17 protein-coding genes are annotated in these 20,831 nt (G+C 65.3%); 3 read left to right on the forward strand and 14 right to left on the reverse strand.

The features are described from left to right. Positions 1 to 6: 6 nt before the first annotated feature. From E8L99_RS01520 to E8L99_RS01545, 6 genes are all read right to left on the reverse strand, one after another. On the reverse strand, positions 7 to 1,599 hold the full coding sequence (locus tag E8L99_RS01520; protein WP_252511228.1) for an ABC transporter substrate-binding protein: 1,593 nt from the start codon (positions 1,597 to 1,599) through the stop codon (positions 7 to 9). A gap of 102 nt (positions 1,600 to 1,701) precedes the next feature. Then, positions 1,702 to 2,628: a 2-hydroxyacid dehydrogenase gene (locus E8L99_RS01525; protein ID WP_137097896.1), complete on the reverse strand. Its 927-nt coding sequence runs from the start codon at positions 2,626 to 2,628 to the stop codon at positions 1,702 to 1,704. 13 nt (positions 2,629 to 2,641) lie between these two features. Beyond that, the gene (locus E8L99_RS01530; RefSeq protein ID WP_137097897.1) at positions 2,642 to 3,973 is read right to left on the reverse strand and encodes an NAD(P)/FAD-dependent oxidoreductase; all 1,332 of its coding nucleotides are present in this window, start codon (positions 3,971 to 3,973) and stop codon (positions 2,642 to 2,644) included. A 92-nt stretch (positions 3,974 to 4,065) separates the two neighbouring features. Then, positions 4,066 to 4,953 carry an ABC transporter permease gene (locus E8L99_RS01535; protein ID WP_137097898.1) on the reverse strand — a complete coding sequence of 296 codons (888 nt, stop codon included), beginning with the start codon at positions 4,951 to 4,953 and terminating at the stop codon, positions 4,066 to 4,068. 2 nt (positions 4,954 to 4,955) lie between these two features. After that, complete coding sequence (locus tag E8L99_RS01540; protein ID WP_137097899.1) at positions 4,956 to 5,906, reverse strand: ABC transporter permease; 951 nt, start codon at positions 5,904 to 5,906, stop codon at positions 4,956 to 4,958. A 27-nt stretch (positions 5,907 to 5,933) separates the two neighbouring features. Beyond that, positions 5,934 to 7,598: a peptide ABC transporter substrate-binding protein gene (locus tag E8L99_RS01545; protein WP_137097900.1), complete on the reverse strand. Its 1,665-nt coding sequence runs from the start codon at positions 7,596 to 7,598 to the stop codon at positions 5,934 to 5,936. Between the two features lie 246 nt (positions 7,599 to 7,844). On the opposite strand from E8L99_RS01545, the gene E8L99_RS01550 reads away from it, so the two are divergent. Continuing rightward, entirely contained in the window at positions 7,845 to 8,465 is a 621-nt protein-coding gene (locus tag E8L99_RS01550) for a helix-turn-helix domain-containing protein (protein ID WP_137097901.1), read from the forward strand. Positions 8,466 to 8,468: 3 nt separating this feature from the next. On the opposite strand, the gene greA is transcribed toward E8L99_RS01550, so the two are convergent. Then, positions 8,469 to 8,954 (reverse strand): transcription elongation factor GreA, encoded by a 486-nt coding sequence (gene greA / locus E8L99_RS01555; protein ID WP_137097902.1) that lies wholly within the window; start codon positions 8,952 to 8,954, stop codon positions 8,469 to 8,471. Positions 8,955 to 9,138: 184 nt separating this feature from the next. Here greA and E8L99_RS01560 point away from each other — a divergent pair, with 184 nt between their 5' ends. Then, a complete protein-coding gene (locus tag E8L99_RS01560) occupies positions 9,139 to 11,112 on the forward strand; it encodes a primary-amine oxidase (protein WP_137097903.1) in 1,974 nt (657 codons plus the stop codon). 45 nt (positions 11,113 to 11,157) lie between these two features. On the opposite strand, the gene E8L99_RS01565 is transcribed toward E8L99_RS01560, so the two are convergent. The 5 genes from E8L99_RS01565 to E8L99_RS01585 all read right to left on the reverse strand — a co-directional run bounded on the left by E8L99_RS01565 (position 11,158) and on the right by E8L99_RS01585 (position 15,918). Further along, on the reverse strand, positions 11,158 to 12,147 hold the full coding sequence (locus tag E8L99_RS01565) for a branched-chain amino acid ABC transporter permease (protein ID WP_137097904.1): 990 nt from the start codon (positions 12,145 to 12,147) through the stop codon (positions 11,158 to 11,160). Then, a complete protein-coding gene (locus tag E8L99_RS01570) occupies positions 12,147 to 13,034 on the reverse strand; it encodes a branched-chain amino acid ABC transporter permease (RefSeq protein ID WP_137097905.1) in 888 nt (295 codons plus the stop codon). The genes E8L99_RS01565 and E8L99_RS01570 overlap by 1 nt, the downstream gene beginning before the upstream one ends. Before the next feature lie 64 nt (positions 13,035 to 13,098). Further along, positions 13,099 to 14,325, reverse strand: coding sequence for an ABC transporter substrate-binding protein (locus E8L99_RS01575; RefSeq protein ID WP_391527464.1), 1,227 nt, complete (start codon positions 14,323 to 14,325; stop codon positions 13,099 to 13,101). Between the two features lie 53 nt (positions 14,326 to 14,378). Further along, positions 14,379 to 15,119: an ABC transporter ATP-binding protein gene (locus E8L99_RS01580; RefSeq protein ID WP_137097906.1), complete on the reverse strand. Its 741-nt coding sequence runs from the start codon at positions 15,117 to 15,119 to the stop codon at positions 14,379 to 14,381. Further along, positions 15,112 to 15,918: an ABC transporter ATP-binding protein gene (locus E8L99_RS01585; RefSeq protein ID WP_391527465.1), complete on the reverse strand. Its 807-nt coding sequence runs from the start codon at positions 15,916 to 15,918 to the stop codon at positions 15,112 to 15,114. The genes E8L99_RS01580 and E8L99_RS01585 overlap by 8 nt, the downstream gene beginning before the upstream one ends. Before the next feature lie 137 nt (positions 15,919 to 16,055). Between E8L99_RS01585 and E8L99_RS01590 the strand changes: the two genes are divergently transcribed. Then, positions 16,056 to 17,597 carry an amidohydrolase family protein gene (locus E8L99_RS01590; protein ID WP_137097907.1) on the forward strand — a complete coding sequence of 514 codons (1,542 nt, stop codon included), beginning with the start codon at positions 16,056 to 16,058 and terminating at the stop codon, positions 17,595 to 17,597. Between the two features lie 10 nt (positions 17,598 to 17,607). Here the strand turns inward: E8L99_RS01590 and E8L99_RS01595 are convergent, their stop codons facing one another. Beyond that, positions 17,608 to 19,179 (reverse strand): ABC transporter substrate-binding protein, encoded by a 1,572-nt coding sequence (locus E8L99_RS01595; RefSeq protein WP_137097908.1) that lies wholly within the window; start codon positions 19,177 to 19,179, stop codon positions 17,608 to 17,610. A 44-nt stretch (positions 19,180 to 19,223) separates the two neighbouring features. Beyond that, positions 19,224 to 20,714, reverse strand: coding sequence for an amidase (locus E8L99_RS01600; RefSeq protein ID WP_137097909.1), 1,491 nt, complete (start codon positions 20,712 to 20,714; stop codon positions 19,224 to 19,226). Positions 20,715 to 20,831 lie beyond the last annotated feature (117 nt).

Here is a 20,831-nt window from a genome sequence, read left to right on the forward strand (position 1 = left end):
GCCGGCTCACTTCTTCTCGAGGTTCCACAGCGCCAGATTGCCGGCTGCCAGCAGGCCGGTGATCGAGGTGCGATAGGCGGTCGGCTGGAGATACTGACCCAGCTGGATATGGGTCGGATACTCGGCGACCCGCCGCTGAACGGCCTCTGCGATGGCGCGCTGTTTCGCAGCATCGGTCTCGCGGGCGAAGGCATCACGCAGGCGCTCGATCTCGGCATCGCAGGGCCAGCCGAAACCCGCCTTGTCGCAGCTCGCATTCAGGAAGCTGGTGGAGGCGGGATCGAGCACGTCGATCGAGCCCCAGGACGTGAGGAAGGCGCTCCAGCCACCGGCAGTCGGCGCGTCGCGCCGCGTGCGACGGGCGACCAGCGTCTGCCAGTCCATGGCTTGCAGATCGACCTTGAGGCCGGCCCGCTCCATGATCGCCTTGGCGACGGGCGCGAGGTTGGAGAGCGACGGATTGTCGGTCGACTGCATGAGCACCACCGGCGATCCGTCATAGCCGGCCTGCTGGATCAGCGCACGGGCACGGGCAATGTTGCCCTCAAGGCGGTCGGTGAAGCCCGCATCCATGGCGAGCGGCGAACCGCAGGGAAACAGCGACTTGCACAACACGTAGTAGGCGGGATCACCGATCGTCGACTTGACGAAGTCCTCCTGATTGAAGGCAATCGCCACTGCCTGACGGATCAGCGGATTGTCGAAGGGCTTGTGCAGGACGTTGAACCGGAAGGCATATTGCCGGCCCATCGGCGCCAGCACCTTGAGCGCGATGTTGGAATCGGCCTTGAGCAGCGGCAGGAGATCGTGGGGCGGCGCCTCGATCAGGTCGATCTCGCCGCGCAACAGGGCGCTCACCTGCGTCTGCGCATCGGGGATCCAGATCCACTCGACACGATCGACCTTGACGACCTTGCCGCCGGCCGAGCCTGACGGCGGCTCGGCACGCGGCCGGTAGCGCGGATTGCGCAGATAGACGGCCCGCTCGCCGGGCTTCCACAGATCGCGTGCGAAGATGAACGGACCCGACCCGATGGAATCGGTGATCTGGGTATTCGGATCGGTCTCGGCGACCCGCTTCGGCATGATGAAGAGGATATTCGCCGACGGCTTGCCGAGCGACGACAGCACGAGGCCATAGGGCTCCTTCAGCTTCAGCACGAAGGTCTTGGGACCCGTTGCGGTCAGCTCGGCGGTGACGGCCAGCAGCTTCTGCCCCATGCCGTCACGGGCGCCCCAGCGGCGGATCGAGGCGACGCAGTCCTCGGCCGTCACCGGTTGGCCGTCGTGGAACTCCAGCCCATCGCGCAGCGTGAAGGTCCAGGTGAGCTTGTCCTCGCTGACGGTCCAGGTGTCGACCATCTGCGGTTTCACCTCGAGCTTCTCGTCGACCGCGAACAGCGTGTCGTAGACCATGAAGCCGTGATGGGTGCTGATCAGCGCGGTCGTCCAGATCGGATCGAGAATGCGCAGGTCGGAATGCATGGCCGTACGCAGAACCGTCTCGGCGCGGACAGGCGCGACAGCACCAAATCCCGCCATGACCGCAACGACCGCAGCAATGCGGCCGAGCCGCCCGAACCTGTCCGACCAGCCCATCGTCAACCCTCCACCCATCGCATCAAGTGGCGATTAGGTGATGGGAATGCCCATGCGTCAATCCCGCGCGTGAGCGCCCCCGCCCCCCGCCATGCACATGGGCTAATAGCCGCGGGCGCGATCGACCAGACCCGGAAGGTCCTCGCCAGCCCTGTGGCGACGGATCGTGTCGAGCACGAAGTCGACGGCCGTCGAGGGATGGGTGAAGGCCGCGATATGCGGCGTCAGCAGGATGCGCGGATCGGCCCAGAACGGGTGGTCCGGCCGCGGCGGCTCCGGCTCCATCACGTCGAGCATGGCCGCCTGGAGCTGGCCGCTGTCGAGGGCCGAGATCAGGTCGGCATCGACCAGATGACCGCCCCGGCCGACATTGAGCAGCATGGCGCCGCGGGGCAACTGCGCAAAGAGCTTGGCATTCAGCACGCCGCGCGTGCTGTCCGTCAGCGGCAGGAGGCAGACGAGAATGTCGCAGCCAGCAAGGAAAGCCGGTAGCTCTGCGTCGCCAGCGTAGGTCGTGACGCCCGGAAGGACGCGCGGCGAGCGGTTCCAGCCGGAGAGCTGGAAGGTGAAATGGCGGAGCCGGTCGAGCACGGCCTGGCCGAGTTGCCCGAGGCCGAGCACGCCGACGCGCCGCTCGGCCGTTGGCCGCTGCGACAGGATCTCCCATCTGGCCTGGCGCTGCTGGCCGACATAGCCGATCAGGTCACGATGCAGACCGAGCACCGCCATGGTGACGTACTCGACCATGCCTTCGGCAATGCCCGGCTCGAGCATCCGCACGAGCGGGATGTGATCAGGCACGATCGACAGGTCGAACTGGTCGACGCCGGCGCCGACCGAGAACACCAGTTCCAGGTTCGGCATGGTGGTCGCAAGATCCGGCGGAGGCTCCCAGACCGCGAGATAGCGCACGTCGGCGGGATCGAACGGCTCACCCCACAGATGGAACGGAATGGCCGGTGCGCGCTTGCCAAAATGGACGGCCCATTCGCGGCCGCGCGCGACATTGCCCTTGTAGACGAAGGTCATCGTTCTGCCCCGCTCAGAGCGTTTCGGCCATCTTGATCGGGCGGCCGTCGACCAGCCGCTCATGCTCGTAGAAGGTGGGATCCATGAACGGCGTATCGCCGCGCACCAGCTCCGCTGCCAACCGGCCGGAGCCCGGCCCGATGCCGAAGCCATGGCCGGAAAATCCGGTCGCGATGAAGAAGCCCGGCAGCGACTTGACGCCGGAGATCACCGGGATCGTGTCGGGGGACGTATCGATCGCCCCGCCCCAGGCCTCGGCAATGCCAATGCCGCTGAGCCCCGGATTGGCCGCGACGAACTTGGCCAGCGCCTCGTTGACCAGGCTCATGTCGGGAGCGGGATCGAGGACACGCGTCTTCTCGAACGGCGAGACCTCGTCGAACGACCAGTTGGTGCCGCGCAGCAATTGCTCGATGAACGACATGCCGATGCGGATCTTCAGGCCTTCGCGGCGCTTGCGGTAGGTCGGCAGGAAGGCGAAGGCATAGCGCAACAGATCGGGCGTGATGTCGACCGTGCCTCGCTGGCGCAGCGCCACCGTGAAAGAGCCATCGAGACGCCGGCGCACGCAATAGTTCGGTGTGCCGACCGCCCCGAACTCCGAGATCTCGGGAGCCGGCGTGGTGCGGCAGGCGGTGGCCTTGACGATGCCTTGCGGCATGTCGACGCCATGGCGACGGCAGAACAGCGACGACCAGGCGCCGCCCGCCAGCACCACGGCATTGGTGCGGATGCGGCCCTTCTCGGTGACCACAGCACTGACGCGGCCGGCGGATGTCTCCATGCCACGCGCGGCGCAGCCCTGATGGATCGTCGCCCCCAGCCTGCGCGCGCCACCGGCCAGCGCCGGCACGGCCATGGACGGCTCGGCGCGTCCGTCGCTTGGGGTCAGCAGTCCCGCGATATAGCCCTCGGTATTCCCGGGAACCTTCTCGGCGACCTCGGCCTGCGAGAGAACGGTCGTGTGGATCTGGCTCTCGCGGGCCATGTCCGCCCACTTCTCCCAGCGCTGGACCTCGGCCGGGTCCTTGGTGAGAAACAGGACGCCGGTGCGGCGGAAGCCGGCATCGGCCCCGCTCTCGGTCTGCATCTCCTCCCACAGGCGAAGCGATTCCCGCGCCAGCGGAAGCTCCTCGCGCGCCCTGCCCTGCTGCCGGCACCAGCCCCAGTTGCGGCTCGACTGCTCCGCGCCGACATGGCCCTTCTCGATCAGGGCAACCGAACTGCCCTTCTTGGCAAGCTGGTAGGCGGTCGACACGCCGATGATGCCGCCGCCGATCACCACGACGTCAGCGGCTTCGGGAAGGCGCTCATCGCTGTCGATGCGATTGAGGGGCGGTGACATCGGATGCTCCTAGGCGAACGGGTCGAACGGGCGGGGAAACAGGACGGACGTGACCGGGCGCTGCTGACGGATGGCCGGAGCGGACGGCATTGTCACTTGATGTCCATGCGAGGATCCAGCGCATCACGCAGGCCGTCGCCCATGAAGTTGAAGCTGGTCACGGCCAGCGTGATGGCGAGACCTGGAATGATGGCGAGCCATGGCGCGCTGGTCAGATAGATCTGCGCGTTGTTCAGCATGTTGCCCCAGCTCGCCGCTGGCGGCTGGATGCCGTAGCCGAGGTAACTGACATAGGATTCGAGCAGGATCGCCTTGGCGACGTTGAGTGTCGCGGCCACCACGATCGGCGCCATGGCGTTGGGCACCAGCTCGCGAAACATGATGCGAAGATCCGATGATCCGAAGGCCTTGGCGGCGACCGCGAAGTCGCGCTCGCGCAGCGACCGGATCTGCGCCTCCACGATGCGGGCCACGTTCATCCAGGCGGTCGCGGCAATAAGCAGGGTCGTCGACAGGATGCCGGGCTCGACCAGGGCGGCGAGCGCCAAGAGCAGGAAGATCGCCGGGAAGCACAAGACTGCATCGACGAAGCGCATCAGGAGTGCGCCCAGCCAGCCGCCATAGAATCCGGCAATCGTGCCGACGAGAATGCCGATAGCCATGGCGATCGCCATGGCGACGATACCGATGGACAAGGAGATCCGACCACCCATCATGAGCCGGGCCAGGATGTCGCGGCCGAGCTCGTCGGTCCCGAGCACGTGGGCGCCCGAGAAGGGCGGCGCGAAACGCTGCATGATGTCGATATGGGTATCGTCGAATGGCAGCAGGAACGGCCCGAACACCGAACCCAGCAGAAGGACTACGATGGTCGCAAGCCCGCCCATGGCGAGGCGATGCCGCCGGAACCGACGCCAGGCCGCGTGTCCATGCCCGGGCGGCGGGACGGCATCGGCGGTGATGGGAACGCCAGTGCTCATGATCAGCCGACCCGGATGCGCGGATCGACCGCGGCATAGAGCATGTCGGCAAGGAACGAGCCGATCAGCACCATGACGGCCGAGAACATCAGAATGCCCATCACGACGGGATAGTCGCGATAGCCGATGGAATCGAGGAACAGCCGGCCCATTCCGGGCCAGGTGAAGACCGTCTCCGCCACCAGCGCACCGCCCAGCAGCGTCGGGAATTGCAGGCCGGCCACCGTGATCATCGGGAGGAGCGCATTGCGCAGAGCGTGCACGCTCAGCACCCGCCAAGCGGGCAATCCCTTGGCGTTTGCCGTCCGGATATAGTCCTGACTGATCACGTCGAGCATGGACGAGCGCATGAAGCGCGCCCAGATGGCGGTCTCGACCAATGCCAGGACGATGGCCGGCGCGATCAGATGGTGGAGAAGATCGAGCAGCGAGCCGTCGCCGACGGTATGCCGGTTGCCGGCCGGCAGCCAGCCGAGTTCCACCGAGAAGATGTAGATCGCGACGAGGCCGAACCAGAAGGTCGGGATGGAGAGCGCGATCATCGCGCCGACGGTCGCCAGCGTATCGAACAGGGAATAGCGCCGGATGGCGCCGAGAATGCCGATCCAGCAGCCGAGGATGATGGCGATCAGGGTGGCGGTCGCCATCAGCTCGAAAGTGGCCCCGAGGTGCGACCCGATGATCTTCAGCACCGGCTCGCCGTCGCGGAACGAGGTTCCCCAGTCGCCTGACAGCATGCGCCAGAGCCAGTCGAGATACTGGACTGGCAGGGGCCGGTCGAGACCCAGCTGATGGGCAATGCGATCGAGATCCTCCTGGCTCATCTGCGACGACAGGGCAAACTGCGAGAGCGGCCCCCCTGGCGCCAGATGCAGGATCGCGAAGCCGAGCATCGACACAAGCAGCAGCAGGATTGCTGCCTGGATCAGCCGCTCGAACGCATAGCGCGCCATGTCAGACTGCCCCTCGCCCGGCGAACCTCACGCCCAGAACCACTCGCGCACGTTCCAGAGATTGGACGAGGCGTTGATATTGGGCTGGAAGCCCTGCAGACCGTCCTTGATGCCTTCCGACAGAGCGGCCTGGAACAGCGGCAGGATGGCAAGATCGTTGCGGATGATCTTCTGCAGCTCGCCATAGGTGGCCTTGCGCGACGGCTGATCGAACTGGCGGGCGCCCTGGGTCAGCAGGCGATCCGCCTCGGGGTTCTGGTACTGGTAGGTGTTGAAGCCGCGGCCGCCCTTGGCGGGGATCGAGCCCGAGCCGAAGCGCGGTGTCACGTCCGGGTCGCTGCCCAGCATGAAGTTCACGCCGACGATCACCGAGTTGAACTTGGACTGCTGCCAATACTCGCCCCAGATGACGGCAGCCGGCATGTTCTGGATGCGCATGGTTGCGCCGATGGCGCGCCAGTCCTGGATCAGCAATTGCTGGCTCTGCTCGCGCACCGCATTGCCCGATGTGGTCGAGTTGGTGAATTCGAGCTTCACGCCGCCCTTTTCGCGCACACCACCGGCACCGCGCGCCCAACCGGCCGCGTCGAGCAGGGTATTGGCCTTGGCCGGATCGTAGCTGTGGGTCGGCAGGCCCGACTGATAGGCCCATCCCTGCTGCGGCACGAAGCTCTCGGTCGGCGTCGGCAGGCCATAGTTCAGCGCATCGATCAGCGCCTTCTTGTTGATGGCCATGTAGAGCGCCTCGCGCACCGCCTTGTCGGCGAGCGGACCGAATTCGAGGTTCGGCGCGATATGCTCGACCGAGGCGGTCGACGACACCACGACCTTGCGGCCGCGCAGCGCCTGCGCCTCCTTGACGAAATTCGGCAGGATGCCCTGGATGCCCGTGTAGTCGACCTGGCCGGTGCGGAACTGCGTGTAGAGAACCGTCAGGTCCGGAATGTACTTGTAGACCAGCCGCTCCAGATAGGGGCCTTTGCCGTGATAGGCGGTATGGGCATTGAGCAGGATGTGGTCGCCGGCGACCCGCGAGCCCCAGCGGAACGGACCGGTCCCGACCGGCGCATTGTTGAACGGCGAGGTGTTGGGGTCGGTCGCCTTCTCCAGGATGTGCTTCGGCACCATGAAGGTCAGCGCCAGGATCGACAGATAGGGCGAATAGGCGCTCTCCATCCGCCAGTGGATCTCGTCGGGCGCGACGACCTTGATGTCCTTGACCAGGCTGTGGCCGACACGGTTGCGGACCCGGAAATTCGGCGTGTTGATGAGGTCGAGGCTGAACTTCACATCCTCGGCGGTGAAGGCGGTGCCGTCGTGCCATTTGGCGTTCGGACGGAGCTTCACCTTCCAGGTCAGCCCATCGGCAGACAGGCCGCCATTCTCGATCGAGGGCACCTCGCGGGCGAGGTCCGGCACGAAATTGCCCTGCGGATCGATGTACCAGAGCGGGCTGAACAGGGCCCACCAGACGCCCTGGTCCACCTCGATGCCCGGCATCAGGGGATGGAACACGGTCGGCTCCTGCGACAGCGCCGCGATGACCTGGCCGCGCGGCTTGTCAGGCGGGTTCGCCGCACGCGCCGCCTGCGCGAATGCGGACACCGGCACCATCACGCCGGCCGCTGCGGCCGCGCTGAACACCATCACGCTGCGGCGGTTGGGATTGCCGATATTCGAGCTGTCAGCCATCGTGTTGTCTCCACCGATCCGCAAGTTGCACCAAGTCTGCCCCGGACCGCGCATGGCGCATTCCGGGCGGCTTTGGGCTGCAAGGATTTTCAGCTGTCATGAATTCTACGGTTGGAAGTTCAACACGGCTGAAATACACTGTCAATGCCGCGGTCGACATCCCACGTCTGGCTGGGGGTTGATATTCTCAGAACGCAGCCGACAAGACTGGCACCGCCGCGCGGTCGCCCCGACTGGGAGAATGGCATGACGGCCCGCAGCGCCCGCCAGCGCGACACCATCAAGGCGGACGAGCCCTCGGAAGTCGGCAGCGATCAGCGCCTCGGCGAAACGGTGCGCCTGCTGCGCCAGCGCGCCGGTCTGTCGATCCAGGAGGTTGCCAAGCGCACCGGGCTATCGACCGGCATGATCAGCCAGCTTGAACGCGCGCTGGCGACGCCGTCGGTGCGCACGCTCCGCCAGCTGAGCATCGCGCTGGATGTCCCGATCTCCTATTTCTTCGAGGAGCACGCCCAGCCGGACCCAAAGAGCTACATCGTCCGCAAGGCCAGCCGGCGACTGTTGCGGCTGACTGCCAGCGGCGTGGTCAAGGAAGCGCTGACGCCGAACGGCAACGGCGAGATGGAGCTCTATGAGCTGACCCTCAATCCCGGCGGCTCATCGGGCACCGACTTCCTCAAGCACACCGGCGAAAAGGCCGGCTATGTGCTGGCCGGGAGCCTCAGGCTCTGGCTCGACCACGAGGCGCATATCCTCGAAACCGGCGACAGCTTCCGGTTCCCGAGCCTCGTGCCGCACATGTTCGACAATCCGACCCAACAGGTGGCCCGCGTCATCTGGGTGACGACGCTGACGCCTCAGGTTTGAGCGTCACGCCGGATCGATTGCTACGATCTCGACATCCTGGCCGGCAACCGGCGCCGTGTCGCCAACCACCTTGCCCATCAGCGCGCGGGCAACCGGCGAGACATGGGACACGCTGCCCGATGACGGGTTGGCCTCGTCCTCTCCGACGATGCGGAACGTCTGCCGCCGGCCGTCATCGCGGTCGAACGTGACGCGCGATCCGAACTGCACCTTGCCCGATCCCACCGGCAGAGGCATCAGCTGGGCGCTGGCCCGGCGCGCGAGGTAATAGCGGAGATCGCGCTCGGCGCGGGCAAGAGCGACATTGTAGGCGCGCACCTCGCCACTCGCTTGCGCCGCATCACTCTCGGCTCGCGCCTTGGCGACCGCTTCGTCGAGAAGCGCCAGCCCTGCCTCCGTCACGAGGTTCGGATGCGGCGAGATGGCCCGCTCCGGCAGGTCCGGCTCGGTCCCGTCGCGGTCGCTTTCCTTGGTGAATGCAACGCTCATGCGGCTCTCCTGCACGCGGGTCGGACAAAGGCGAGCCGCCCACCCTATAGCGGCGCGCCCGTCGCGAACAGCCGGACGATCCTCGGCCCCGTGGGACCCTTGCCATTGCGCCGCCCCGAGACATCGGTGACGTTTCTGGCCCCGACCTTGCCTGCACGATGCCACATGCCTCCGGAGTTGCCTGATGTCTGCTGCGCCTTCCGCCTTGCCGCCCCTCTTCACCTATCCCCTCGATCCCCTGAACGAGCGCGAGATCAAGCGGGCAACCGACATCCTGATGGCCGAGAAGGGCCTGCCGGCCACCACGCGCTTCGCCGATTTCCGGCTCGATGAACCGGCAAAGGCCGACGTGCTCGCCTGGACGCCCGGCGCGAAGGTGGCGCGGCGTGCCTTCATCATCACCGTCGATACCCGCAGCGGCGACATCCACGAGGCCGTCGTCGACATCACCGCCAAGCGGGTCGTGAGCTTCGCGAAGCGGGAGGCCCGCAGCGCGCCCTACGGTCAGCCACCCATCATCATCGAGGAGTTCTTCAAGACCGGCGCCATCGTCAAGGCCGACCCCGGCTGGCGCCACGCCATGACGCGCCGCGGACTGACCGACGACGAGATCGAGCTGGTGCAGATCGATCCCTTCTCGGCCGGCTATTTCGCGCGCGAGGTGGAGACCGGACGCCGCCTGGTCAGCGCGGTCTCCTATTACCGCGCTGACATCAAGGACAATGGCTATGCCTCGCCGATCGAGGGCGTCGTCGCTCTCGTCGATCTGATCGAGGAGCGGGTCGTCCAATTGGTCGACGACGAGGAGATCATCCCCATCCCGAAGAAGAAGCGGAACTACAACCGCGAGTCGCTCGGCACGCCGCGCCAGGACGTGCGCCCGCTCGACATCGTGCAGAAAGAGGGGCCGAGCTTTTCCGTCGACGGCTGGAAGGTTGATTGGCAGAACTGGTCGTTCCGCCTCGGCTTCACGCCGCGCGAGGGCCTGGTCCTGCACCAGCTCTCCTACCGTGACGGCGGTCGCGACCGGCCGATCATCTACCGGGCCAGCGTCACCGAAATGGTCGTGCCCTATGCCGACCCGACCACCAACCATTTCTGGAAAAGCGCCTTCGATGCCGGCGAGTATGGCCTCGGCAAGCTGGCCAATGCGCTGGAACTCGGCTGCGACTGCCTCGGTCTGATCCGCTATTTCGACATTCCCGCGGCTGACGATCTCGGCCAGCCCATGGTGATGAAGAACGCCATCTGCATGCACGAGGAGGATTACGGCATCCTCTGGAAGCACTACGAATTCCGCAATGACACCTACGAGGTCCGGCGCTCCCGGCGGCTGGTGATCTCGTTCTTCGCCACCGTCGGCAATTACGATTACGGCTTCTACTGGTACCTTTACCAGGACGGCACCATCCAGCTGGAGGCCAAGCTCACCGGTATCATCCAGACAGCGGCCGTCGCGCCCGGCAAGTCCTATCCCTGGGGCGGCATGGTCGATGAGGGCCTCGGCGGCCCGACCCACCAGCACTTCTTCAACGTCCGCATGCACATGATGGTCGACGGCGAGAAGAACACGGTCACCGAGCACGAGTTCCACCCGCGGCCCTGGGGCACCGACAACCCCCACGGCAATGTCTTCGACACGACCTCGCGGGTTCTCGCCCGCGAGCGCGATGCGGCCAGAGAGGCTGATGGGCGCACAGGCCGGTACTGGAAGATCAGCAATCCCAACGCCCGGAACAGCGTCGGCAATCCACCGGGCTACAAGCTGATCGTCCAGCCGAGCCCGCTCATGCTGGCGCAGGAGGGATCCTATGTGAGGCAGCGCGGCGGCTTCGCCACCAAACATGTCTGGGTGACGCACTATGATCCCGCCGAGCGCTATGCCAGCGGCGACTATCCCAACCAGCATGCCGGCGGGGACGGGCTCCCACGCTATGTCGCGCAGAACCGCCCGATCGAGAACGAGGACATCGTGGTCTGGCACTCCTTCGGCCACACCCACGTCTGCAAGCCCGAGGATTTCCCGATCATGCCGGTGGAATATGCGGGCTTCATGCTGAAGCCCAACGGCTTCTTCGCGGGCAACCCGGCGATGGATCTGCCGCCCGATCGCAACGGGGCGAGCATCGACGGTCGCGACGGTTCCTGCTGCGCCTGAGCGTCAGGACAGGGGCCGCCGCATCTGGCGGCGGCCGCCAGCCGCTTAGAGCGGCTTCTTCAGCCACTTGCTGATGACGCCGACAATACCTTCGCGGAACACCAGCACGCAGACGACGAAGATGATGCCCTGGACGATGGTGACCCAGGCGCCAAGCGAGGCGAGGAAGTTCTGCATCGAGATGATCACGGCGGCGCCGATGATCGGCCCGAACACGGTTCCCATGCCGCCGACCAGCGTCATCAGTACGACCTCGCCGGACATCGACCAGTGCACATCGGTCAAGGATGCCAGCTGGACGGCGATCGCCTTGGTGGCGCCCGCAAGACCCGCGAGCGAGGCTGACAGGACGAAGACCAGGAGCTTGTACTGGCTGGCCCGGTAGCCGAGCGAAATGGCGCGGGGCTCGTTGTCGCGAATGGCCTTCAGTACCTGCCCAAATGGCGAGTGGATGACCCGGTAGATCAGCAGAATGCCACCGATGAAGATCGTCGCGACGAGATAATAGACCGCGAGATCGGAGCCGAGCGGAATGATGCCGAACAGGGCGTTGCGCGGTACCGCCTGGATGCCGTCCTCGCCGCCGGTGAACTTCGGTGTCTGCAGCGAGAAGAAGAAGACCATCTGCGCAAGGGCCAGCGTGATCATCGCGAAATAGATGCCCTGCCGACGGATTGCCAGGGCGCCGAAGGCAAGTCCGAGAACGGCCGCCGACGCGGTGCCGAGCAGGATGGACAGTTCGGGGGGCAGGCCCCAGGCCTTGGCCGTATAGGCCGAGACGTAGCTCGCGAGCCCGAAATAGGCGGCATGGCCGAAGGACAGGAGCCCGCCATAGCCGAGCATCAGGTTGAAGGCGCAGGCAAACAGCGCGAAGCACAGCACCTTCATCAGGAAGAACGGGTAGCCGATCACCGGAATGAACGGCAGCACGGCCAGAACGGCAATGAGCCCCAGGAACACCGCCCGGTGGAAGGCGCCGGTGGAAGCCGGTGCCTCGTGAAGCTTGACGCCGCCCGCGGCTGAGATCTCGGCCATCAGACAGTCCTCCCGAACAGGCCGGCCGGCTTAACCAGCAGCACGATCGCCATGATGATGAAAATGACGGTGGCGGAAGCCTCGGGATAGAAGACCTTGGTCAGGCCCTCGATGATGCCGAGGCCGAAGCCGGTGACGATCGCGCCCATGATCGATCCCATGCCACCGATCACCACGACCGCGAACACCACGATGATGAGATTGGAGCCCATGGTCGGATTGACCGAGTAGATCGGGGCGGCCAGCACGCCGGCAAAGGCGGCGAGACCCACGCCGAAGCCGTAGGTGACCGTGATCAGGAGCGGCACGTTGACGCCGAAGGCCTGGGTCAGGGTCGGATTCTCGGTCGCGGCGCGCAGATAGGCGCCAAGCCGCGTCTTTTCGATGACGAACCAGGTTGCAAGGCAAACGACCAGCGAGGCCACCACCACCCAGGCGCGGTAATTGGGCAGGAACATGAAGCCGAGATTCTGGCCGCCGCGCAGGGCGTCCGGGATCTGGTAGGGCAGGCCCGACGATCCGAACTCGTTGCGAAACAGACCCTCGATGATCAGGGCGATGCCGAAGGTCAGCAGCAGGCCATAGAGATGGTCGAGCTGGTAAAGCCTTGCGAGGAACAGCCGCTCGATGATGACGCCGGTCACACCGGCGATCACGGGCGCGAGGATCAGGGCCCACCAATAGCCGATCCCCAGCCAGTTGAGCAGGATCCACGCGATGAAGGCTCCCATCATGTACTGGGCGCCATGGGTGAAATTGATGATGTTGAGCAGCCCGAAGATGACAGCCAGGCCCAGACTGAGAATGGCGTAAAACGAGCCATTGATCAGCCCGAGCAGCAATTGCCCGAACAGGGCCTGTGGCGGAATGCCGAGTAGCTCGAACATGACGTCTTAATCCTGCAGGAAAAAGCGGGACGCCCCTCGTCGAGGCGTCCCGCGGACTATCGGATCAGGCGCGGACGAGCGAGCAGCCGCCGGCATTCATCGGACGGAAGGCCTCTTCCGCCGACAGCGTGGCGATCTGCTTGTAATAGTCCCACGGCCCCTTCGATTCCGAAGGCTTCTTCACCTCGAACAGGAAGACCGGATGCATCTTGCGGCCGTCCTGGCGGATCGTGCCCTTGCCGAACAGCGGATCGTCGGTGCCATTGCCCTTCATCCAGGCCATGTTGCCCGCGGCATCCTTCGACTTGGTCGCAGCCGCAGCCTTCAGATAGTGCAGCACGCTGGAATAGACGCCAGCCTGCACCATGGTGGGCATGAAGCCGTTCCGCTGGGCGGCGAAGCGGCGCGAGAACGCCCGCGTGCCGTCATTGAGATCCCAGTAGAACGATTCCGTCAGGATCAGGCCCTGGGCCGTCTGCAGGCCGAGCGCATGCACGTCGGTTGCGAAGACCAGCAGGCCAGCGAGCTTCTGGCCGCCGGACGTGATGCCGAACTCGGCGGCCTGCTTGATCGAGTTGATCGTGTCGCCGCCGGCATTGGCGAGACCGATCACCTTGGCCTTGGACGCCTGGGCCTGCAGCAGGAACGACGAGAAGTCCGTGCCCGGGAACGGCGTGCGCACTGCGCCGAGAACTCGCCCGCCGGCCTTCTGCACCACCGCCGTCGTGTCGCGCTCGAGCGCATGACCGAAGGCATAGTCGGCAGTCAGGAAGAACCAGGTGTCGCCGCCAGCCTTCACCATGGCGCCGCCAGTTCCCTGGGCGAGCGCATAGGTGTCGTAGGTCCAGTGGACGGTGTTGGGCGAGCACTGCGCACCCGTGAGGTCCGACGTTGCGGCGCCCGAGTTCAGGAAGACGCGGTTCTTCTCGCGGGTGATCTGGTTGACGGCGAGCGCCACCGACGACGTGGGCACGTCGGCGATCACGTCGACAGCGTCGTTGTCATACCACTGGCGCGCGATATTGGCGCCGACATCGGGCTTGTTCTGGTGGTCGGCCGAGACGACCTGGACATTCAGGCCCTTGGCGGCGGCGCCGAAATCCTCGACCGCCATGCGTGCGGCAAGGGCCGAGCCCTCGCCGGTCAGGTCGGCATAGAGGCCGGAACGGTCGTTAAGCACGCCGATCTTGAGGGAGAGGGGCTGCTGGGCACGCGCCATTGAACTGGCGGTGAAGGCTGTTGCTGCGGCGCCGGCCATCAGGTGGCGGCGGTTCATTCGGAAAGTGGACATGGCGTTGTTCCTCCAATGGGTCCGGGTGTGCGGATTTTCTTGTTTTTGCGAGCTCAGACGCCCAGATGGGCGTGCAGCTTGTCGATGTTCTTGTCGAGATCTTCATTGCGGAGCATGTCGACGACGCGCCCCTGCTCGACGAGGTAGTGCCGGTCGGCGACAGTTTGCGCGAACCGGAAATTCTGCTCGACCAGAATGATCGTGAAGCCTTCGCGCTTCAACCGCGCGATGGTCCGGCCGATCTGCTCGATGATGACGGGGGCAAGGCCCTCGGTCGGCTCGTCGAGCAGCAGGAACTTGGCGCCCGTACGCAGGATGCGCCCGATCGCCAGCATCTGCTGCTCGCCGCCGGAGAGCTTGGTGCCCTGGCTGGTCAGCCGCTCCTTGATGTTCGGGAACAGCTCGAAGATCTGCTCGACGCTCATGCCGCCGGGCCTGACCTGCGGCGGCAGCAGCAGGTTCTCCTCGACCGACAGGGTCGCGAAGATGCCACGCTCCTCGGGCACGTAGCCGATGCCCATCTTGGCGATCACCCGCGACGACTTGGAGATCGTCTCCTCGCCCTCGAAGCGGATCGACCCCTGGCGCTTCGACATGATGCCGATGATCGATTTCAGGGTGGTTGTCTTGCCCGCGCCATTGCGGCCGAGCAGCGTCACCACCTCGCCCGGCGCGACATCGAGGTTGATGCCGTGAAGGACATGGGACTCGCCATACCACGCATGAAGATCGCGAATGGCGAGCATCGGCTCGGCAGTGCCGGCCTTGGTGTCGAGAATGGCGGCCTCAGCCATGACCCACGCCTCCGATATAGGCTTCGACCACGCGCGGGTCCTTTGAGACGGTGGCATAGTCGCCCTCGGCCAGAATCTTGCCGCGCGCCAGCACCGTGATCCGGTCCGATAGCGCCGCCACGACTGACAGATTGTGCTCCACCATCAGGATCGTGCGATTGGCCGAAACCGTGCGGATCAGGTCGGCGACGCGATCGACATCCTCATGGCCCATGCCGGCCATCGGCTCATCGAGCAGCAGCATTTCCGGATCGAGCGCCAGCGTCGTGGCAATCTCCAGCGCGCGCTTGCGCCCGTAGGACAGTTCGACAGCCTCGATCCTGGCGAAGTCGGCAAGCCCGACTGCCTCGACAAGGCGCAATGCTTCGCCGTTGAGAGCTTCAAGGGTGCGCTGCGATGTCCAGAAATCGAATGAGCCGCCGCGCTTGCGCTGAAGCGCGATGCGGACATTTTCCATCACGCTCAAGTGCGGGAAGACTGCTGAAATCTGGAAGGAGCGCACCAGTCCGAGCCGGGCAATATCCGCCGGCTTCAGCGCCGTGATGTCGCGGCCATTATAGATGATGCGTCCCTGCGACGGTGACAGGAACTTGGTCAGCAGGTTGAAGCAGGTCGTCTTGCCGGCACCGTTCGGACCGATCAGGGCATGGATGCTGCCACGTCGCACGCTCAGGTTCACGTCGCTGACCGCCGTGAACCCGCCAAAGTCCTTTCTCAGGCCATCTGTCGCCAGAATGACGTCGTCGGTCGTTCCCACCATGTTTATTTCTTTGTTGATGAATTGACCCCATTGGCGCATGGCAGCCCTGCCTAGTCAACGGCAAAATATGAGCCATTCGTCATGTTTGACGCACAAGGATTTTGCTGTTCCCACCCCCAAAAGGGAACGGAATTTGCTCGCTGCGTCGGCTAAGGGTCCGGAAAGGGCAGGAAATCATGACGGTATCGATCATTCGCGCCCGGACGCTTGTCACCGGGGTCGCCGACCGCTTCACCTGCGACACAATCGACGATGGAGCCCTGATCCAGGAAGACGGGGTCATCACCGAGGTCGGAACCTATGCGGCACTCAGCGCCCGCCATCCCACCTTGCCGGTGGTGGGTAGCGGCAATGAGGTGGTCGTTCCGGGCTTCGTCAATGCCCATCACCATGTCGGCCTGACCCCCGTCCAGCTCGGTTCGCCGGACATGCCGCTGGAGCTCTGGTTCATCACCCGGTTGGTGATCCGCAACCTCGATCTCTATCTCGATACGCTCTATTCCGCCTTCGAGATGGTCGCCTCCGGCGTCACGACCGTCCAGCACATCCAGAGTTCGCTGCCCGGCACCGCGACCGAGATCGAGGCGCGCATCGACCAGGTCATCCGCGCCTATGACGATATCGGCATGCGGGTGTCCTACTGCTACGGCGTTCGCGACCAGAACCGCCTCGTCTACCAGGCCGATGAGGATTTCGTCGCGAGCCTGCCAGCGGAACTCCAGGATCCGATGAAGCGCTTCTTCGGGCGCTTCAAGGCGGGTCTTGATGATCTCATGGGCCTGTTCGAGAGCCTGCACGCCCGCCACAACCACAAACGGCGCGTGAGAATCCAGCTGGCGCCAGCCAATCTGCACTGGTGCTCCGACCGAGCCTTGGGGCTGCTCGCTGACGCCTCGGCGAAGCACGATGTGCCCATGCACATGCATCTGGTCGAAACGGCCTACCAGAAGGAATATGCCCGCCGGCTGAGCGGTTCGACGGCGCTTGCCCATATCGAACGGTTCGGGCTGGTGAACGAGCGGCTGACCATCGGCCACGGGGTCTGGCTGAACGAGCCCGACATCGAGCGTCTCGCTGAAGCGGGCTCCTGCATCTGCCACAATTGTTCGTCGAATTTCCGCCTGCGCTCGGGCGTCGCACCACTCAACCGGTTCGAGGCCGCCGGTATTCCGACCGCCCTCGGCATCGACGAGGCCGGCCTCAACGATGACCGCGACATGCTGCAGGAAATGCGGCTCGCGCTGCGCGCCCATCGGGTCCCCGGTCTCGTCGAGGCCGACGTGCCGACCATCCCGCAGATCCTGCGCATGGCGACCTCAGGCGGGGCCCGCACGACGCCCTATGGCGACGCGATCGGCCGCCTGGAGGCGGGCAAAGCCGCCGACCTGTCCATGCACGACTGGAACGGCTTCGCCTGGCCCTATCTCGACCCGGAAACGCCGGTCATCGATGCCCTCGTCCAGCGCGGCAAGGCCCAGGGCGTGAAGACAGTGATGTGCGACGGCGAGGTGGTCTATGCCGAGGGCCGGTTCACGCGCGTCGATCGCGACAGTGCCTTGAAGGCGCTGCATGACGACCTTGCCAAGGCGCTGTCCCACGACGAGATGGAGCGGCGGCACCTGTCGAAGGCGCTGCTGCCCCATGTTCGCCGCTTCTATGCCGACTATATCGATCCGGCCCGCCACGACCCGTTCTATCGGCCGAGCTCGCGGGCCTGATCGACGTTCCTCAGGTCCGCTTCAAGCCCCACGGATAGGGTGCCGACCCCGGCAGCATGCCGGTCAACGTCTTGCGATAGGCGGTCTTGAGCGTGAACTGGCCGAGCGGCACAGTCGCCACATCCTCCAGCGCCAGGCGGCCAAGCTCGACCGCCGCCTTCTTCTGGCCGGCCTCGTCGGGCGCGAACAGCCATTCGTCGGCAAGTGCCTCGGCCTTGGCGCTCTCATACCAGCCGAACCAGCCGCGGGCTCCCTGCCCGCGGACCAGGAGCGACAGGGCTGGATTTCCCCAGCCGGGCGCCGGGCCAGTCGTGTGGAAAATGCTCCAGCCTCCCTTGTCCACGGGTTCGCGGCTGCCGCGACGCTGGATGACCGTGCCCCAGTCGGTCTCGGCAAGATCGATATTCATGCCGATCTTGCCGAGGATGTCGGCGGAGACCTGGCCGAGCGGTCCGATATCGGGGAAATCCGTCGGGTTGATGATGACGACCTTCTCGCCCGCGTAGCCAGACGCCTTGAGCGCCTCCTTGGCCTTGGCGATGCTCTGCGGCATCAGGTCTTCCTGCTCGCCGCTGTAATAGGGCGTGCCGTGCGGCCAGAGGCTGCGGCAAACTTTCCAGGCGGTCGGGTCGTCGCCCTGCGACGCGCGCATATAGTCTTCCTGCGCGACGGCCATGCGGACGGCCTGGCGCACCTTCACATTGTTGAATGGCGCCTGCAGATGATTGAGCCGCATGATGGCGATGCGGCCTGATGAGTCCGTCACTTCGCGGACGATGTCGCGATTGCGCGCGAGCAGCGGCTGGAGATCGGCCGGCGGGCGCTCCCACCAGTCCATCTCGCCGCGCATGATGGCGCTCGCAGCCGTCGCGGGATCAGGCATGATGTGCCACTCGATCCGCTGGAAATTCGCGACCTTTGCGCCGGCGCCACGGCTCGGCGCATCGCTGCGCGGAACATAGCCGTCGAATTTCTCATAGACCACGCGGCTTCCGGAATTGAACTCCGGGGCAACGAACTTGTAGGGGCCGGAGCCCACCACTTCGCTCACCTGGCGGGTCGCCTCGGTCTGGGCGAGCCGCTCCGGCATGATGAAGGCCGGCGTATCGGCCTTGCCGAGTGCTTCCAGCAGCAGGGTGAAGGGCCGTGTCAGCTTCACCTCGAAGGTCCGGTCGTCGATCGCCTGCCAGCTCTCGGTGACCTTGCCGACCAGCTGGCCGAAGGGATCGCGCTGCGACCAGCGCTTGATGCTGGCGATGCAATCGGCGGAGCGGACCGGCGAGCCGTCGTGGAATTTCAGGCCCTCGCGCAGCTTGAAGCGCCAGCGCTTGCCCCCATCGAGCACCTCGTGGCCCTCGGCCATCTGCGGCTGCGGCTTGAAATTCATGTCGACCGCATAGAGCGTGTCGAAGACGTAATAGCCGTGATTGTTGGTGACCGTCGCGGTCGTCCAGATCGGATCAAGCGACGACAGGTTGGCCTGCGGGATGAAGCGCAGGGTCGAAGCGCGCCAGTCCTGGCCGAGTGCCGGCGCGGCAATCAGCGAGACGGCGGCGCCCTTCAATAGAGTGCGGCGATGCATGGAATGAGTCTCCTTGGTCAGGAATGTGACAGCGCGGGGGACAATCAGTCAAAGCCCAGGAAGCCCGGACTGTCGCGAAGCGGGCGCGCCGCCGCAAGAGCGGCAATGTCCGGAACCGGCCGCGCCGTGCGCGGATCGCCGGCGAGCAGGGCTTCCAGCGCCGCCGCCACCGCCAGCACCTTGGCGTCGCCGCCGCGCGGGCCGACGATCTGCAGGCCGAACGGCATGCCGTTGCGATCCAAGCCGACCGGGATCGAGATCGCGGGATGCCCGACATTGGTCACCGCATAGGCCATGGCGAGCCAATGGAAATAGGTGCGGGTCGCCTTGCCGTCGATCTCGGCCGGGAACAGTTCCGACCACGGCCTCGGGCTCAGCGTCACCGCGGGTGTCAGAATGACGTCGTAGGTGCCGAAGAACCGCTGCCAGTTGTTGTAGATGACCGTCTGTTGCTTCAGAGCGCGGGTGGCATCGAGCGCGGAATAGCGCAGCCCCTCTTCCACATTCGCCCGCACATTGGGGCCGACCTTCTCCGGCGTGTCGCGGACGCGCTCGTACATCCCCGCCATGAACGACATGGAGCGGAGCACCTCGAAGGTCTCGTCCGCCCCTTCGCAACCCGGCGTCGCCTGATCAGCCCGGGCGAAGACGTGGGAGAACAGCCCGCATTTGTCGGCAAATACCTCGCGGATGTGCTTCTCCGTCGGCGCGAAGCCGAAATCCGGTGTCATCGCAACCTTGAGACTGGCGAGGTCGCAGGTGCCCGGCACAGCGAAATCCTCGGGGCGGCGCACCGTCTTGCCGTGGATCGTCGTTGCCAGCGGATCGCAGGCATCGTCGGACACCATGGTGGACAGGAGCAGGCAGAGATCGGGAACGTTGCGGGCCATGGGGCCGAGCACGCTCAAGGGATTCCAGCCGAGCGGCCGCTTGTCCGACGGCACCAGTCCAGGCGATGGACGGAAGCCGACAATGCCGTTGAAGGCTGCGGGGTTGCGCAGCGATCCGCCGGTATCCGAACCGGTGGCAATCGGCACCATACCGGTCGCCAGAACCACGCCTGACCCACCCGACGAGCCTGCTGCGGACCTGCTGGGATCGAACGGATTGCCGGTCGCGCCATAGACGGCATTGCGGGTATTGGCGCCCGCGCCCCATTCCGGCGTGTTGGTCTTGCCGAGCACGATGGCGCCGGCGGCGCGCGTCATGGCGACGATCAGCTGATCCTTGTCCGGAACATGATCGGCAAAAAGCTGACTGCCATAGGTGGTCCGCAGCCCCGCGACATTCTCCAGGTCCTTCACGCCGATGGGCAGCCCGTGGAGGGGGCCGAGCGCATCGCCGCGCATGGTCGCGGCATCGGCGGCCTTGGCGCTCGCTCGCGCACGCTCGAAGTCGCGAGCGACCATGGCATTCACCGCATGGTCGACCGCCTCGACCCGACCGATGCAGCTCTCCATCAGCTCCGAGGCGGAGAGCTTTTTGGCACCGATCAGCGCGCGCGCATCACGCGCAGAGAGGTCGCATGCGTCCATGTCCAACTCCAGATGTCCGGTCACCCCGGAATGGTCGGGACATTAGGCACGAAACGCCCTGACGAAAACCCGCGATGGACTGTATTTCGGTGCCGGGACAGGAAAGGCTGCCCTGCG

Origin of the sequence: Phreatobacter aquaticus (assembly GCF_005160265.1) — a bacterium.
Taxonomy (GTDB): Bacteria; Pseudomonadota; Alphaproteobacteria; order Rhizobiales; family Phreatobacteraceae; genus Phreatobacter; species Phreatobacter aquaticus.